The sequence below is a fragment of the Paenarthrobacter histidinolovorans genome, from assembly GCF_014647595.1.
Classification (GTDB): Bacteria; Actinomycetota; Actinomycetes; order Actinomycetales; family Micrococcaceae; genus Arthrobacter; species Arthrobacter histidinolovorans.
The window spans coordinates 181,067-195,411 of sequence record NZ_BMPM01000008.1 but is presented as its reverse complement, the minus strand read 5'-3'; the positions used below and the strand labels follow the sequence as shown (position 1 = coordinate 195,411).

Genomic DNA, 14,345 nt, shown 5'->3' with positions numbered 1-14,345 from the left:
GCTTCGCGATGCCCGCCACGCCGCGGCCCCCTATCCAGCTGCGCTACGGTCATCTCACCTTAGGTGACCCGACAGCCGGAGCAGAGCGGGACAAGGGGCCCGGGAATGGCTTCCAAGGATCTGGCCGAGGGTCCCGGCACGAGCTTGCGAGTGCTGGGAAGGCCAATATCCGCTACCGGAGCCGGGTGGCTTCGGATCGAAGATCCCAAGCCACCCGGCGTAGGGGCGGGGCCCCTTGTCTCGCTTCGCGCTGCTAGTTACGCCGGAACCGCGACAATCACCTGGGCTGCGCGGAGGACCCGCTCACCCGAGCGGTATCCCGAGCGCAGCACCTGGCTGACAGTGTCCACCTGGATGTCTTCGCCGGGCTGCTGGATGAGTGCCTCGTGGATGGTGGGGTCGAATTCGACTCCTGTATCCGCGATGCGTTCCAGTCCGTACGTCTTCAACGCGTTTTCCAGTTTGGTGGCGATCGCGGCGAATGGGCCGTCTTCGAGGTCACCGTGCTGGCGTGCGGCGTCGACGTCGTCCAGCACCGGGAGCAGGGAGTTCAGGACGCCGATGACGGCCATTTCCCCTGCTACGGCGCGGTCGCGTTCGACGCGCTTGCGGTAGTTGACGTACTCAGCCTGGAGGCGAAGGAGATCGTTGCGGAGCTCCGCTGCCTGGGCTTCAGCTGCGGCACCGGAGGCTACCGACTCTTCAGCCGGCACCTCTACCCCGTTGAGGATTTCCTCAGCCTGGGAGAGGGCGTCGCCGTCCGAGGGAGCGGCGTTGCCTTCGGCGGGAGCCGCAGCTTCGCCTTCAGGGTGGCGCGCTGCCCCAGTTTCCGGGTCAACCTTGCGGTTGTCCCGGATTACGGGCTTGCGTTGCTCGTTGCCTTCTGAGTGCTCTGCTTCGTTGCCGTGATGAGGCATGGCTACTTCTTCGCTTCGTCTTCGTCGATGATTTCGGCGTCAACGATGTCCTCGTCGTTGGCGGCCTTGTCACCGGCCGGAGCACCTTCAGCGCCTGCACCCGGAGCGTCAGCTGCGGAGGCCTGCGAGTAGATGGCTTCACCGAGCTTGGTCTGGGAGGCCTGGAGCTTCTCGAACGCGGTCTTTACGGCGGCGTCGTCGGTGCCTTCCAGCGCGGACTTGAGGGCGTCGACGTCGGCCTTGACCTCGGTCTTGACCTCTTCCGGCAGCTTGTCGTCGTTGTCGGCGATCAGCTTGTCCACCGAGTAGGCGAGCTGCTCTGCGGAGTTACGGGTGTCCGTAGCTTCGCGGCGGGCCTTGTCCTCTGCAGCGTGCTCTTCGGCTTCACGGACCATGCGGTCGATGTCGTCCTTGGACAGTGCCGTGCCACCGGTGATGGTCATGGACTGTTCCTTGCCGGTGCCCTTGTCCTTGGCGGATACGTGGACGATGCCGTTGGCGTCGATGTCGAAGGTGACCTCGACCTGCGGGACGCCACGCGGTGCCGGAGCGATGCCGGTCAGTTCGAACGTGCCCAGCGGCTTGTTGTCGCGGGTGAATTCACGCTCGCCCTGGAAGACCTGGATGGCCACGGACGGCTGGTTGTCGTCTGCGGTGGTGAAGGTCTCGGAACGCTTGGTGGGGATGGCCGTGTTGCGCTCGATGAGGTGCGTCATGACGCCACCCTTGGTTTCGATGCCGAGGGACAGCGGGGTGACGTCGATGAGGAGGACGTCCTTGCGCTCACCCTTCAGGACACCGGCCTGCAGTGCGGCACCAACGGCCACAACTTCGTCCGGGTTGACGCCCTTGTTGGGCTCCTTGCCGCCGGCGAGTTCCTTGACGAGCTCGGAGACAGCAGGCATACGGGTGGAGCCACCGACGAGGACGATGTGGTCGATGTCGGAAACCTTGATGCCGGCTTCAGCGATGACGTCGTGGAACGGCTTCTTGGTGCGGTCCAGCAGGTCCTTGGTGAGGTCCTGGAACTTGGCACGGGTCAGCTGCTCATCCAGGTGGACCGGGCCGTCGGGGGTGACGGACAGGTACTGGAGGGAGATGTTGGTGCTGGTGGAGGAGGACAGTTCCTTCTTGGCCTGCTCTGCAGCTTCACGCAAACGCTGGAGGGCGATCTTGTCCTTGGAGAGGTCGATGCCCTTGACCTTGAGCTGGCTCAGGAGCCACTCGACGACGCGGTTGTCCCAGTCGTCGCCACCGAGGCGGTTGTCACCGGCGGTTGCGCGGACCTGGATGGTGGAGAAGTTGTCTTCGTCCTTGCCAACCTCGAGGAGGGAGACGTCGAAGGTACCGCCACCGAGGTCGAAGACCAGAATGAGTTCGTCTTCCTTGCCCTTGTCCAGGCCGTAGGCCAGTGCAGCCGCGGTGGGCTCATTGACAATGCGCAGGACGTTGAGGCCTGCGATTTCGCCGGCTTCCTTGGTGGACTGGCGCTCGGCGTCGTTGAAGTATGCCGGAACGGTGATCACAGCGTCGGTGACCTTTTCGCCCAAGTAGCTCTCGGCGTCGTTCTTGAGCTTCATGAGGATACGCGCGGAGATTTCCTGCGGCGTGTACTTCTTGTCATCGATGGCGACGTTCCAGTCAGTGCCCATGTGGCGCTTGACGGAAGCGATGGTGCGGTCGATGTTGTTGACGGCCTGGCGCTTGGCGATTTCGCCAACCAGGACTTCGCCGGACTTGGAGAACGCAACGACCGACGGCGTGGTGCGGCCGCCTTCTGCGTTGGCGATGACGGTGGGCTCGCCACCTTCGAGAACAGAGACCACGGAGTTGGTGGTTCCGAGGTCGATACCTACTGCACGTGACATATCTTGTTTCCTTTCAATGGCCGATGTTGGAGATTGCACCTGGCAGTGGTCCGCTGGGCGGTTGACCTGCAGGGAGCCTGCTCAACAATCGGCTAGTTGAGCGTTCTGCACTCAACTGTACTCAGCCTCAGAAAGATGTCAATCCAAAGTTGAGTCAAGTGCGCTCAACTTTGCCCTGAGGGCTCAAGAAAGTCCCGGAATCACGCGGCTTTCGGGCTGGTTTCGCCCACGGTGAACTGGCAGCGAAGCCTCATGACGCGCAAAATGCACTGCGTCACTCACTCGGAGCGGCGACACCCATATCCGGGTGTCACTATTGAATATGGGTGGCGTCAGCCGTTTGGGTGGCGTCAGCGGACCCGAGCGGTTCCGGCTTGTACACCCACGCCACCAGCACCACCGAGATGATCATCAGCAGGAACCACGCCAGGAGCTTGTCGATGGAAACCGCCTGCCAACCGTTGAGCTGGTTCGGATACAGCCATGCACGCGACCACGTGCCGATGTTCTCGGCGAACCAAATGAACAACGCCACCAGCAGGAACGACACCAGAATCGGCATTCGGAAGCGACGCCGGAACACCCTGAAGTGCATCATGCACCGCCCGTAGACAAGCACGACGGCGGCGAGCAGCACCCAGCGCAGGTCAAGGATGTAGTGGTGCGAGAAGAAATTGACGTAGATTGCGCCGGCAACGAGGGCCGTGATCCACCGGCGCGGGTAGCGGTCGAAGCGGAGGTCGAACAGCCGGAAGACCCGCACCATGTAGGAGCCCACGGCCGCATACATGAAGCCACTGAACAGCGGCACCGCCCCGATCCGCAGGACACCCTCAGCCTCGTAGGCCCACGAGCCCACGTCCGTCTTGAACAGCTCCATCACCGTCCCCACCACATGGAAAAGCAGGATCACCCGCAGTTCACGCAGCGTCTCAAGTTTGAAGCTGATCATCAGGACCTGAATAACGACGGCAGCGATGGTCAGGAAATCGTTGCTGGCCAAGCCGGCATCGGAGGGATACCAGAGCCGCACGCCGATGATCACCGCAAGCAGCGCGGCGCCGAACACACACGCCCAGGCCTGCTTCAAACCGAAAACCACGAATTCAGTGAGTCCCGCCTGGAAACGGCTTCCCCGGACGTGGTCCAGGTAGCGGTGGGCGGCCTGGTCGATCGACTGCTCCACCGATGTGAAATTACGCATGCGTCGCCCCAGCATCCACGGCGAGTTGCTTCAAATAGTAGTCACGTGGCCAGTGCCGGATCCGCTGCGGCAGCCGCGGGTAGACACGGCCCAGGCCCTTCATGGTCCGCTCGAAGCGGCGGGCCTGTCCGGGGCTCCATTCGAAACCAAAAGCTTCCCTGACGTGCTCAGGCAGGAGACCGGCCGTGAGGAAACGGGCCAGCGGCATGGCCAGGCGGAGCAACCGCGGACCGCCGGCCGGATACAGCAGTTCCTTGGCGACCTTGAGGGCCTTTGCGTCCGGCCGCAACGCGTCGACCTGGGCGGCCCAATATTCAGCGAACGCGGATCTGTCGCGTGGCCACATTTGGGGCGGAAGCTGGAGCGCCGTCCCTATCCGCGCATAGTCCCGATAGATGTTGCCGGCGGTTTCGTCGTCGAGCGGTCCGTGGACCTTCTCGTACACGGTAACGGCGGTGTCGTACAGGGTGGCGACCACCCAAAGTTGGGACTCGGCGTCGAACGCGCTGTAGCCCGCGGAGGTGGCATCGGATCCCCGGCGGACCGGCGCATGCGCCCTGTTGACGGCGCGTCGAACGGCGTTCAGCTGTTCCTTGGAACCGTAGATCACCGCGTATACGTAGGTCATGGTGGCACGGAGCCTGTCCATGGGGCGCTCCGCGAAGTCGCTGTGCTCAGCTACGCCGTGGCCCACGCGCGGATTGGCGATCTGCAGGAGAATCGCGCGCCCCGCGCCGGCCAGCAGGACGCCCTCCGCACCAATATCCGCCAGTCCTCGAGCCATCCGAATACTCTAGCGCCCTAGCCTTGGAGCCCGGCGACGCCCTGGAGCACGGCCAACTGGTGCTCGAACAACTCGTCGCGGGCCTTGAAGGTGTCCTGACCGTACTGACCGAAAACCTCGAAACTGATCGCCCCGAAAACGGACGTCCACACCAGCACCCCGCGCGCCAGCGACGAATCCGATACCGAGAGGTTCAGTTCAGAGCGGATGGCCTCCAGATCCGCCGCCAACGCCGGAGGAATCACGACGGCGGGACCCACCTGGGCGTCCAGGGCACCCGCCCGCTGGGCGGCGTCGAAGATGCCCACCAACCGGAAGATGACCCGGGTTCCGGGGACGGTGGTGCGCTCCCCCGGAGCCTGGTATCCGGGCACTGGACTGCCGAAGAGGAGGGCATAGCTGGCGGGTTCACGGAGAGCCCAATGCCGGACGGCGTGACCGAGCGCCTTGAATTGCGCGGCAAAGTCATCGTCCGGAACTGCGTCCACGGCCGCGTCCACATGGTCGCCGAGCTCGTTGTAGCCGTCAATGAGCAGGAGCGTGAGGAGCTCGTCGCGGTTCTGCACGTAGCGGTACACGGCGGAGGACACCACTCCGAGGTCCCTGGCCACGGCACGCAGGGACAGGGCAGCGGCGCCATGGACGGCCAAGTGCTCCCGCCCGATGCGCACGATGTCGACCAGGGTTTGGGCACGGGCACGCTCGCGCGGAGTCGTTGCTTTGCTCTTTGACGTTTCGGCGGGCGGCATGGGTCCAGCTTGCCACAAGAGAGAGCGACGTCAACAAATGAGAGCAGTGCTCTTGACATTGCGGGGAAGAGTGCCCATTCTGGATTTAGAGAGCAGTGCTCTCAGTTTCGATTTTTGATCCCGCCACCCCGAAAGAAGGACCCATGTACGTCGTCACAGGAGCAGGACCCGTTGGATCCACAGTCGCCCAACAGCTCGCAGAACAAGGCCACCAAGTACGCATCCTGACCCGTTCGGGCAGCGGCCCGGAGCATCCCCTGGTGGAAAGGATGCGGGTGGATGCCTCAGACCCGAAGCAACTGGCCAACTCCATGACCGGTGCCACCGCCGTCTTTCACTGCATCCACGGATCCGCGTACCGGGCATCAGCGTGGGCTGCTGAACTCCCCAAGTCCGAGCAAGTGGTGATGGATGCAGCGGCAGCCGCGGGCGCCGTCGTCGTCTTCCCCGAAAGCCTGTACGCCTACAGCGAGCCCGACCGCATCATGACAGAAGCCGGGCCGCGCTCGGCGACCGGCGGTAAACGCGGAATCCGGACCGCGTTGTTGAAAGCACGGCAAGCACATCCAGCCGATACCGTAAGCGTCGTGGCCGGCGACTTCTTCGGACCGCGCGTGAAGATGGCCCACGCCGGGGAGCGCATGGTGACGCCCATCCTGGCGGGCAAAGCAGTGCAGGTCATCGGAAGCGCCCGCCAGCCGCACTCCTTCACCTACGTTCCCGACCTCGCAGCAGCCATGATTGCCGCCGCCAAGAAGCCCGCACTGTGGAACACCGTGCTGCACGCCCCCACAGGACCCGCCGTCACACACAGCGAAATGGCAGCTGCCCAGGCGGCGGCCGCGGGTTTGTCGGCACCGAAGGTGAGCGCTGTACCTGGGTGGGTGTTCCGGATAGCCGCCATTGTCTCCACTGACATGCGCGAGTTGGCAGAGATGCTGTACCAATTCGAGCGGCCGTTCGTCATGGATTCCTCGGAAAGCCAGCGGCTCCTCGGGCTCGAACCCACTCCCCTGGCCGAAGCAACGGCTGCCACGGTGGCGTGGTGGCGGGGCGCGGTCCAGCAGCCCAGGTAGAGGTGCCGCACAGCGGCGGCTCAGAGGCCGTCGTCGTAATTCCAGTGCTCCTGCCAGCGCCAATCAATAGGTTCGCTGAGCCGCTGGTAACGGATATCGGTGGACAGGCGCATGATGCCTCCACGGTCCGTGTTGTCCAAAGCCGCGTGGACAATATGCGCGGAATGGACCACGACGTCGCCAACCTCGTAGTCGGTCACGAGCCACCGGGCGTCCCGCTCATTGGCCAACCCGGGGAGGTCTGCGGTGATGGACGCGGCAGGCATCTTCAACGTCCCCTCCCGCTCCGCGGCCATCACCCAGTGGTGGCTGCCCTCAAGGTAGGCCAAACCGCCGCGCTCACGGGGGCAATCGCCCAGCGGAATCCACATGGAGAGAACACGATCACTGCCCTCCCGGAGGTAGACAAGATCGTAGTGCGCCTGGGTTGCCGTACCGATGCCGCTCTCACCGGGCTTGGTATGGCGAATGATCTTCCGCCGGTGCAAATGGACCTCGTCCGCCAAAAACCAGGCAAACCAATCGGCAATCCCTTCAGCCGTGCACAGCGCCTGATACTCCGGACCTGGGACGACGTGGTCAAACACTCCCCGGCGCAAGGCAGCCCTGTCCACGTCCCCCTCCGCTGCGATGCCGTCACGAGGGTCCGTGCCGGGTGCGAACACGTTTGCCTCGCCCAACGAAGCAAAGTAGAACTCCCGGAAGTCCAGGAGGCGCTCCGGGGTCAACTGGCCCTTCAAGTACAGGTATCCGTCCCGGCGGAGTCTTGCCCAAAGCGCGTCGCGGTCACCGCGCTCGGAAGAGGGCACCGGTTCAAGTTCAGCCAGGCGGGTTTCCGATTCGTCCAGGACGTGGCCATTCGAGGTCAACATAATTACCACAGTGTCAGCGGGGCGCAAGGAAGTGAATGGACTCCTGTTCCCTGACACTTGGACTTTCATGGGCCTTGTCTTCATTGTGCTGGCAGGGGCAACATTGAAGGCCATGGACAATTGGTCAAGCTACCGGCAACCCGCCCAACCGCTACGGGACCTGGGTTTGGCGTGCCTGGGCGCCGGTGAACAAAGCGGTGTTCTGCCCTCCTTTTCCGAGCGGACATTGAGCAGTCACGCAATGGTGCTGGTCTCCGGCGGGTCCGGTCATTTCACGATGGATGGCAAGCGATACGAGGTCCAGGCTCCCTCGGTCATCTGGCTCTTTCCCGGCGTAAGCCACGGCTACGGACCAGGGCCCCACGGGTGGAAAGAGCATTGGCTGCTCTTCACCGGACCCATGGCACGGGCGATGGAGGAGTTGGGAGGCTTCACCCGAACCCGCCCCTTGGTCCAGCTTGACGGTCCGGCGGATGAGGAAGGACTGGGACTTTTTCCGCAGTTGCGGGCCGCGCTCTCAACCGCTGGCCGCCAGGGAGACCTGGAGGCATCGGTGCTCTGCCAAAGAATCCTCGTGGAAACCGGCAGGCGCACCACGGAACCAGGCCTTCCCGGCAGAGACGACGAACTCCTCGCCACGCTTCACGAACTGGCCCATTTGCCACTTGGCCTGTCCCAACTGGCCGCATCACTTCAGGTGTCCGTCCCGGACCTGCGGCGGGTAGTTCACGCCGCCACAGGAGCAGGCCCCAAGGAGCTCATTCTGCAACTGCGCATATCCCGCGCCCAGTCACTCCTTGCCGATACGGCCCTGTCCGTTCAGCGGATCGCCACGCTCACCGGCTACGACGACCCCGCCTACTTCAGCCGGCTCTTCACCAAGAAGACCGGCTACTCCCCGAGCCGGTTCCGCCGCTTGCACCACAGGGATGCGCCCCTGCCCTGAGGCGGCTGTCCTGACAGCTGAAAACCGGCGAAGGACGGGCACCGCTCAAATGTCTGAAATTGTTCGAATCATGGATTTGCCGGCTCCTGGCTGGAACCCTGAGGGAAGTGCACAGGGCGGATCCGGACCGCTCCAAGCGCCCTGAATCCACCCCCACGGGATACTCAATGAGGAGAACCTTCCATGTCCACCTTCGCCATCAATCGCCGTCAATTGCTGCAGACCGGGGGCATCGGCGGACTCGCCGTAGCGCTGTCAGCAATGTCGCCCGGCGCTGCAGAGGCCGCCCGGCCGCTGAACACTGCAGCACCGCAGATCACCGACCTGGGACCCGCCGTCGTCCAGTTTTCACTCATGAGTTCGCTGCTTGTGGGAGACACGGTCTACATCGGATCACGCAACCTCAACCCTGTTCGGATCATCGGCTTCCACCTGCCCACAGGCACCATCACCTCGCGCACGGATCTGGGTTCCGGCTACAGTATCCAGGCGCTCGCGGCCGACTCCACCGGCCGCTATCTCTACGCCGGCGTGCTCCGCGACGGCATCGACGGCAAGCCGAACCTCTACCGTTGGGACCTCAGCACTCCCAACGTCCCGGCAGTCGGCGTCGGCGAAACCGGCGACCGCGACATCCGTGCGCTCGCCGTAGCCCCGGATGGCAAGGTGTACCTGGCCGGCGGCGGGCTGACCACCAACGCACCGTCCTTATGGGAATACGATCCCGGCACCGAAGCGATGACCAGCTGGGGCGTCCCGGACCCCGGGGCAACCATTGCGCAGGCTGTTGCCGCGACCGCTGACACCGTGTACTTCGGCACCGGCAGTACCCTTGGCGGCGGGAATGGCTCCAGTCCGGCTCGTCTCTTTGCGTTCAATCGAACAACCAGGACATCCACAAACATCCTTCCGGCCGAAGTAGCAACCGGTGTCTCGGTCACCTCCCTCAGCGTGCTCAACGGGCAGCTCGGAGTGGGGGTCAAGGGGCCCGGCAAGTCCGTGCTGATCAACCTTGCCAACCACGCCCAGTACACCATCATCGCCAAGACGGGCGTCATGTTCAGGCAACTGGGCAACGACGTCTTCTTCGTCAAGGAACCGGGCGTGTGGTCTTACAACATGGTCACCAAGAAGATCACCCAGATTCTGACGGAAGACGTCGGGGCCATGTGGGGTCTGGATGTGTACGGAAACAAGGCGCTCACGGTTTCCTCCTACGACGTCATCGAAGTGGACCCCGTGGCGAAAACCGCCATCAAACATGACCTCACGGACGCCGGGGCCCCAGGTGGCCCCCAACTGTGCATGGGCCTGGCTGCAGGCGCGGGGGACGTTTATGTGGGCGGCACCGGAACCATTGCCCGTCATCAACTCGCCTCAGAGCAGGTGTCGTATCTTCGGGCCACGGGTGAGGCAAAGGATGCCATCGTTGTGGGCGGAATCCTCTACACGGGCCAGTACAACTCACGCGGTATCTACTCCTACGACCCCGCCACCGGCCAGCTGCCCTACCAGGTCGCTGCACTCCCGGCAGGACAGAACCGGCCCTTGGACGTTTGCTGGGATGCCGTCAACGGGATGGTTATTGCAGGTGCGCAGAACGATACCGGCGGCGGCGGTTGCTTCGCCGCGTACAAACCTTCCACCACCCAGGTCATCACCAAGGTCAACCCGATCGATGCCCTCCAGATGGTCCGCGCTGTTGCCACGAAGGACGGCGTGGCCTACCTCGGTGGTGACAACATCTACAGCACCGGGCCACGCAGCACGGTAGTGGCCTGGGACCCCGTGGCAAACCAGGAGTTGTGGCGCCTGGATCCGGGACAGACCCAGGGCATTGCGGCCATGGCAATCCATGGCAAGTTCCTCTACGGCATGTCCCGCAAGGCCGCGGGGTTGTTCGTCATTGACCTGGACAGCCGCCAGGTGGTCCACCGGGGCGATCTGAGCAGCGTGTGCACGGACTTCGGGGCCCTCCAAGTCAGCAGGGGAATTGTGTACGGCGTTTCCGACACCACTGTTTTCCGCATTGACCCGGTCACGTTTGCTGTCTCGGTTGTTGTGGCAGACATTAATGGCGGCTGGTACAGCGGACCCCACATCACCGCCGATGAGGACGGCCTGCTCTACACCCTGCGGGGACCCAACCTTGTCCGCATAGACGATCAGCAGGCGATGCAAACCATGCGCCGGTAAGCCACGTAACCCAAGTAAGTAGCAGCAGATGCCGTTTTGAGCCCTCAGAACGGCATTTGCTGCTACCCAGTTGGGCCGGCGGAAAACAGTCCCGCCAGCACCGAGCACGCAGCACCCCGGGCCACCGCTACGGGATCTGCAATGGCTGCATCAAACAAAGGAGGCGGAGTATTCGCGTGGTGGTACTGAGTCAGGAAAGCGCGCTTGGTCTGTTCCGCGAAAGTGCCAAGGTCGGCTTCCGGAGCAAATCCGGCGATCACCTGTTCCGGACCCAGGATCTTGGCAGCATTCGCCATGCCGATACCCAGATGCAGGGCGGCGTCGGCAATCAGTCCGGAGTCGCCGTCGGGGTCTATCTGCCGGTCCTGGCCGCTCCGCTCCAGTTCGCGCTGCATGCCCCAGAGGCTCCCCCGGGTTTCGAAGCAGTCTTCCGCACCGCAGTGGCACGGCCTGGCCGGCCCTGGTCCGGTAATCGCCCGCGAATGCGCGAAACCTCCGGCGGCGCCGTTGAAGCCGCGCTGGATGCGGCCTTCAACCACGACGGCGGCACCCAAACTGGTTCCAACGCTGAAAATAAGCATCTCGCGCCCTTTGGAAACGTCGTCGAACAAGAGCCCCCGCGCGTAGGCGTTGACGTAGCTGTCGACGACGACCGGCTGGTCCGCGATTTCTTCAAGGAGCACTTGGAACTTGACGTCAGTCCAGCCCATCGCGCCGCTGTGCCGCACCAGACCGCCGGCTTGGTCCACTACCCCGGAAACGGCAACTCCCACCCCGATGAGCCTGGACCCCATCCCGCCCGCAGCGGCGCTGACAGCCCGGGCCGCGGCCGCTGCCGCATCGTCAGGACCGGCAGACGGCATCGGCTCGCTGTAGGTGGCCACCACGCCACCGCGCAAATCGACGACGACGGCGTGCGCCTCCGTGGCGGACAGCCTCACCCCTGCCGCGAAGACGCCTTCGCGCCCCAGCTCCAGGAGACGTGCCGGACGGCCACCGGTGCTGGGCGCAATCTCGGTTTCCACCAGCAACCCGGCGTGCACAAGCTTGCCCGTGATCCCCGTGACGCTGGCTGCGCTCAGACCGGTTTGGACCGTGATTTGGGCGCGGGATACCGGCGCCTGTGTCCGGACTATGTCCAGTACCAGCGCCTCATTGATCTCGCGGATCAGGGCCTTGCTTCCTGCGCGTGGCTTCATGGCTCGTGGCTCCTGTTGTTGCGTCGCAAGGGATCTCCCCCATTCTGGCATCTGCTGCCCGGATGTCTTCATACCTTTTATTGTACTTACTTTAGTCATTGACAAAAGATATTGAAACTGGCAATCTCGGTCCCATGAACATCAACAACGGCGTTGCATCCACTTCTTCGCCTCCCACAGCAAGCCGGCTGAGGATCCTGCTGAGCATCCCGGACGCTGAGCGGGATGCCTTCATCTCCCCCGAAACCCGCTCTGCCCTCAAAGAACTTGGCGAGGTCACGGAAATCGCCCCGGCCGGACTCCAGTCCTTGGATGCTTTCGCGACTGCTGCCGCAGACAAGGATGCGTTCATCACCGCCTGGGGATTCCCCCGACTCGACGCCGAACATTTGGCCGCGGCGCCGAACCTCAAGTGCGTTGTCCATGCCGCGTCATCGCTGCACGCTCTGGTCAGCGAGGACTTCTGGACCACCGGCATCCCCATCTCCCAAGCGGGCGCAGCAATGGCCCCGGCCGTCGCGGAGCTTTCGCTCACCTTCACCCTGGCCCTGCTGCGACGCGTCCACCAGCTCGATCACAGCCTCCGCACGGGGGCCACCTGGGATGACGCCCGAAACGTCCAACGGGCACGGGAAATCTCCGGCGCCCGCATCGGCGTCGTCGGAGCATCGAGGACAGGCCGCCGGTACATCGAGGCATGCCGGGCACTCGGCGCGCGCGTGTGCGTCTACGATCCGTACCTGATCAAAGGCGACCCCCTCGCGGCCAGCTCGGCCACTCTGACCGACCTCATGGCCCACAGCGACGTGGTGGCCGTCCACGCTCCGGCCACCCCCGAAACCGCCGGACTTATCAGTGCGGCGGAACTTGCCCTGCTTCCGGATGGGGCAGCGCTGGTGAACACGGCCCGATCCACCATCGTGGACATGGATGCCTTGTACAAAGAGGTCTACTCGGGACGAATTGATGCCGCGCTCGACGTTTTCGGCCAAGAGCCTCTCCCCGTAAACGATCCTTGGCGCTCCCTGCCAAATGTGCTCCTTACGCCCCATCTGGGCGGAGCCACCGTGGACTCCCGGCGGCGGGCAGGCGGCATTGTGGTTGACGAATTGCGCCGGTTTATCAACGGCGAACCCATGGAACATGCCCTCACCCGGACCGACCTCGAACGGATGGGCTGACCATGCGCAACATCCTCCTGATCCATTGCCACGATCTGGGCCGCTTCCTTGGCTCTTACGGAGTGGAAACGGTGTCAACCCCGCATCTGGACTCCTTCGCCGATGAATCCACGCTTTTCGAGCAGGCCTTCGCTACTGCTCCGCACTGCAGCCCGGCCCGCGCCTCGCTTTTCACCGGTACCTATCCCCAAAGCAACGGTGTCCTGGGACTCACGCATGAACCCTTCAGCTGGGATCTGAAGGAACCCAAAGCGCACATCGCCTACAGGTTGAAGTCAGCCGGCTACCAGACCGAGCTGGTTGGTGTGCACCACGAATCGCGTGTGCTGGCGGATGACGTGGTTGCGGGCAGGCTCGGTTTCGACCGCGCCCGTACGGGGGGCGCGCGGGACGTCGTCGTAAGCCGCGCAACCGACGCCCTGCGCCGCATGTCCGTCAGCGACCGTCCGTTCTACCTGCAGGTTGGTTTCACGGAACCCCACCGGGTGCCGTCTGATCGGGACCGCCCGGGCGTGATGGGGTTCCTTGCCGACGGTGTGAACCCGGATGTCACTCTGGGCCACACCGTCCCAGCGCATTTGGTGGACGACGACGGCGCCCGCGAAGAGATCGCCGAACTCCAAGGCGCCGTGAAACACATGGACGAAGGCGTGGGCAGCATCCTCTCGGAACTCGATTCGCTTGGCCTCCGCGACCAGACCCTGGTGCTGTTCACCACCGACCACGGGCTCGCGCTGCCCCGCGCCAAATGCACCCTGTACGACGCCGGACTGGGCGTTGCGCTGATGCTTCGCCACCCCGGAAACGCGGCATGGTCCGGGAGACGTGTGAAGGACATCGTCAGTCACGTGGACGTGCTGCCCACGTTGCTGGAGCTGGCCGATGTCCCTTGTCCGGAGGACCTCGCCGGGACAACCCTGCGGCCCGCAGTTGAAGCAGGAGAGGCGCCGCGAACGCACTGTTTCAGCCAGTTGAGCCACCACACCTATTACGACCCCAAGCGATCAGTGCGGACATCCACGCACAAGCTGATCGTCAATTTTTCCAACGCACCACGAGCCATGGATCCCACACAATCCTGGATTCACCGCAGCCTGCCCGCAGACCTTGGCGGGCCAACCATCGGAACCAGCCCGGCCCTGGAACTCTACGACCTCACATCGGACCCTGAGGAACTGGACAACATCGCCGACCATCCGGGGCAAGCGGAGATCCTCACGGACCTCTCCGCTCCACTCTTCGACTGGATGCGGGACTGTGACGACCCCCTCCTCACCGCCCCTGTAGCAGCCAGCCGCCACCAGCTCGCGCTCGACGCGATCCACGAAGCCACCCTCACCCGAAAGTAGCCCC

12 protein-coding genes are annotated in these 14,345 nt (G+C 63.8%); 5 read left to right on the top strand and 7 right to left on the bottom strand.

The features are described from left to right. Positions 1 to 257 precede the first annotated feature (257 nt). The 5 genes from IEY62_RS17715 to IEY62_RS17695 all read right to left on the bottom strand — a co-directional run bounded on the left by IEY62_RS17715 (position 258) and on the right by IEY62_RS17695 (position 5,522). On the bottom strand, positions 258 to 917 hold the full coding sequence (locus IEY62_RS17715) for a nucleotide exchange factor GrpE (protein ID WP_189020288.1): 660 nt from the start codon (positions 915 to 917) through the stop codon (positions 258 to 260). A gap of 2 nt (positions 918 to 919) precedes the next feature. Further along, entirely contained in the window at positions 920 to 2,785 is a 1,866-nt protein-coding gene (gene dnaK / locus IEY62_RS17710) for a molecular chaperone DnaK (protein ID WP_189020286.1), read from the bottom strand. Positions 2,786 to 3,098: 313 nt separating this feature from the next. Then, a complete protein-coding gene (locus tag IEY62_RS17705; RefSeq protein WP_189020283.1) occupies positions 3,099 to 3,989 on the bottom strand; it encodes a DUF817 domain-containing protein in 891 nt (296 codons plus the stop codon). Beyond that, the gene (locus tag IEY62_RS17700) at positions 3,982 to 4,773 is read right to left on the bottom strand and encodes an oxygenase MpaB family protein (protein WP_189020281.1); all 792 of its coding nucleotides are present in this window, start codon (positions 4,771 to 4,773) and stop codon (positions 3,982 to 3,984) included. The genes IEY62_RS17705 and IEY62_RS17700 overlap by 8 nt, the downstream gene beginning before the upstream one ends. A gap of 17 nt (positions 4,774 to 4,790) precedes the next feature. Beyond that, complete coding sequence (locus tag IEY62_RS17695; protein WP_189020279.1) at positions 4,791 to 5,522, bottom strand: TetR/AcrR family transcriptional regulator; 732 nt, start codon at positions 5,520 to 5,522, stop codon at positions 4,791 to 4,793. Between the two features lie 143 nt (positions 5,523 to 5,665). On the opposite strand from IEY62_RS17695, the gene IEY62_RS17690 reads away from it, so the two are divergent. Then, on the top strand, positions 5,666 to 6,598 hold the full coding sequence (locus tag IEY62_RS17690) for an NAD-dependent epimerase/dehydratase family protein (RefSeq protein ID WP_189020276.1): 933 nt from the start codon (positions 5,666 to 5,668) through the stop codon (positions 6,596 to 6,598). A 20-nt stretch (positions 6,599 to 6,618) separates the two neighbouring features. Here IEY62_RS17690 and IEY62_RS17685 read toward each other — a convergent pair whose 3' ends face one another. Next, positions 6,619 to 7,470 (bottom strand): phytanoyl-CoA dioxygenase family protein, encoded by an 852-nt coding sequence (locus IEY62_RS17685; RefSeq protein ID WP_189020274.1) that lies wholly within the window; start codon positions 7,468 to 7,470, stop codon positions 6,619 to 6,621. 112 nt (positions 7,471 to 7,582) lie between these two features. Between IEY62_RS17685 and IEY62_RS17680 the strand changes: the two genes are divergently transcribed. Together IEY62_RS17680 and IEY62_RS17675 are read left to right on the top strand one after the other, a co-directional pair. Beyond that, positions 7,583 to 8,416, top strand: a complete 834-nt coding sequence (locus IEY62_RS17680; protein ID WP_189020272.1) for a helix-turn-helix transcriptional regulator — start codon at positions 7,583 to 7,585, stop codon at positions 8,414 to 8,416. Positions 8,417 to 8,599: 183 nt separating this feature from the next. Continuing rightward, positions 8,600 to 10,612: an NHL repeat-containing protein gene (locus IEY62_RS17675; RefSeq protein ID WP_189020270.1), complete on the top strand. Its 2,013-nt coding sequence runs from the start codon at positions 8,600 to 8,602 to the stop codon at positions 10,610 to 10,612. Between the two features lie 62 nt (positions 10,613 to 10,674). On the opposite strand, the gene IEY62_RS17670 is transcribed toward IEY62_RS17675, so the two are convergent. Further along, positions 10,675 to 11,811, bottom strand: a complete 1,137-nt coding sequence (locus tag IEY62_RS17670; RefSeq protein ID WP_189020268.1) for an ROK family transcriptional regulator — start codon at positions 11,809 to 11,811, stop codon at positions 10,675 to 10,677. A gap of 134 nt (positions 11,812 to 11,945) precedes the next feature. Between IEY62_RS17670 and IEY62_RS17665 the strand changes: the two genes are divergently transcribed. Beyond that, complete coding sequence (locus tag IEY62_RS17665; protein WP_189020266.1) at positions 11,946 to 12,992, top strand: hydroxyacid dehydrogenase; 1,047 nt, start codon at positions 11,946 to 11,948, stop codon at positions 12,990 to 12,992. 2 nt (positions 12,993 to 12,994) lie between these two features. Beyond that, positions 12,995 to 14,341, top strand: coding sequence for a sulfatase family protein (locus tag IEY62_RS17660; RefSeq protein WP_189020264.1), 1,347 nt, complete (start codon positions 12,995 to 12,997; stop codon positions 14,339 to 14,341). The last annotated feature ends 4 nt before the right edge of the window (positions 14,342 to 14,345 follow it).

What these genes read in the sequence shown, in the direction of transcription:
- IEY62_RS17680 (WP_189020272.1), top strand. Translation starts at nt 7,583, where the DNA reads ATGGACAATTGGTCAAGCTACCGGCAACCCGCCCAACCGCTACGGGAC.
- IEY62_RS17705 (WP_189020283.1), bottom strand. Translation starts at nt 3,989, where the DNA reads ATGCGTAATTTCACATCGGTGGAGCAGTCGATCGACCAGGCCGCCCAC.
- IEY62_RS17715 (WP_189020288.1), bottom strand. Translation starts at nt 917, where the DNA reads ATGCCTCATCACGGCAACGAAGCAGAGCACTCAGAAGGCAACGAGCAA.
- IEY62_RS17675 (WP_189020270.1), top strand. Translation starts at nt 8,600, where the DNA reads ATGTCCACCTTCGCCATCAATCGCCGTCAATTGCTGCAGACCGGGGGC.
- IEY62_RS17665 (WP_189020266.1), top strand. Translation starts at nt 11,946, where the DNA reads ATGAACATCAACAACGGCGTTGCATCCACTTCTTCGCCTCCCACAGCA.
- IEY62_RS17660 (WP_189020264.1), top strand. Translation starts at nt 12,995, where the DNA reads ATGCGCAACATCCTCCTGATCCATTGCCACGATCTGGGCCGCTTCCTT.
- IEY62_RS17690 (WP_189020276.1), top strand. Translation starts at nt 5,666, where the DNA reads ATGTACGTCGTCACAGGAGCAGGACCCGTTGGATCCACAGTCGCCCAA.
- IEY62_RS17695 (WP_189020279.1), bottom strand. Translation starts at nt 5,522, where the DNA reads ATGCCGCCCGCCGAAACGTCAAAGAGCAAAGCAACGACTCCGCGCGAG.
- dnaK (WP_189020286.1), bottom strand. Translation starts at nt 2,785, where the DNA reads ATGTCACGTGCAGTAGGTATCGACCTCGGAACCACCAACTCCGTGGTC.
- IEY62_RS17700 (WP_189020281.1), bottom strand. Translation starts at nt 4,773, where the DNA reads ATGGCTCGAGGACTGGCGGATATTGGTGCGGAGGGCGTCCTGCTGGCC.
- IEY62_RS17670 (WP_189020268.1), bottom strand. Translation starts at nt 11,811, where the DNA reads ATGAAGCCACGCGCAGGAAGCAAGGCCCTGATCCGCGAGATCAATGAG.
- IEY62_RS17685 (WP_189020274.1), bottom strand. Translation starts at nt 7,470, where the DNA reads ATGTTGACCTCGAATGGCCACGTCCTGGACGAATCGGAAACCCGCCTG.